This window comes from Bacillus sp. mrc49 (genome assembly GCF_002803435.1).
Map to the genome: position 1 here is coordinate 1 of NZ_PHNG01000145.1, position 951 is coordinate 951.

The 951-nt window shown below is 43.8% G+C and carries 1 protein-coding gene and 1 pseudogene; one reads left to right on the top strand and one right to left on the bottom strand.

The genetic code is table 11. The annotated features are described in order from the left end of the window. Positions 1-391: pseudogene (locus CVN76_RS00995) on the top strand (class F sortase); the annotation flags it as partial. 201 nt (positions 392-592) lie between these two features. On the opposite strand, the gene CVN76_RS01000 reads toward CVN76_RS00995, so the two are convergent. Further along, positions 593-951: alpha/beta fold hydrolase (locus CVN76_RS01000; protein ID WP_157805406.1), on the bottom strand; the 359-nt coding region annotated here is incomplete at its 5' end.

Consider the following 951-nt stretch of genomic DNA (forward strand, 5'->3'; position numbering starts at 1 on the left):
CGGATATAGCAAAGGGCGCCATTTGAACTTAATTACTTGCACAGGCACCTTCGACCGATCAAAAGGCACGCATCAAGAACGATTGGTCGTATATGCAGAATTAAAGGAAGAACAAGCGATGCAGCTTGAAAATGAAGCGAAGCTGCCAGATGCGCCAACGAATGTAAAAATAAGCGGTGATTTGTTATCCTGGTATGCCGTACGAGAAGGAAATATTATTGGCTACCGGATATACAAAAAAGTGCCTGGAGGGACATTTACGCACATTGGAAGCATCTCAGAGTACGAACGTAAAAGTTATGTAGATAATAATGCCTCAAAAGCTCATTACTATGTCACAGCTGTTAATGAATATGGGCAGGAATCCGCTCCATCCAGCATTGCCGAATGATAATGGCCCACTGTTAAAAGTGAACTTTAGATACCACTTTCAAGGATCGTGTTCGGCATTGAACCGGACCGTTCCTTTTACTTTTGCCTTCCACCGCTGTAATCAGCTCCTGATCGTTACGGAAGGTGCGAAAATCCCGCTTAGCGATACGCTTCCTTTCGCACCCCCGAATTTCTTAGCCATCGGAAACGGGGAAAATGCTTATCCTCCAGCCCTTCCTATTCCTTTTTGAATAAAGTCATCGACGGTTTTGTTAAATAAATCGCTTTCTTCCAAAAAAGGACAATGGCAGCTATCTTCGAAGATTACGAGTTGGGAATCCGGGATATGTTCATGCAAATGCTCCCCTGCAGCAACAGGAATCACTTTTTCCTCCCTTCCAAAACAAAGAAGCGTGGGAACGGTAATTTGGGGCAGGAATTCACGATAATCAACGATTGATTGGTCGAATAGAATGCTGCTGGCAATAGATTCAGGCATTCTCGTTACTTCCCCGAGCATCCAATTTGCATCCTCCGCGGATAATTCGTTTTTAAACATGGAGGATAGGAAAGTTTGTA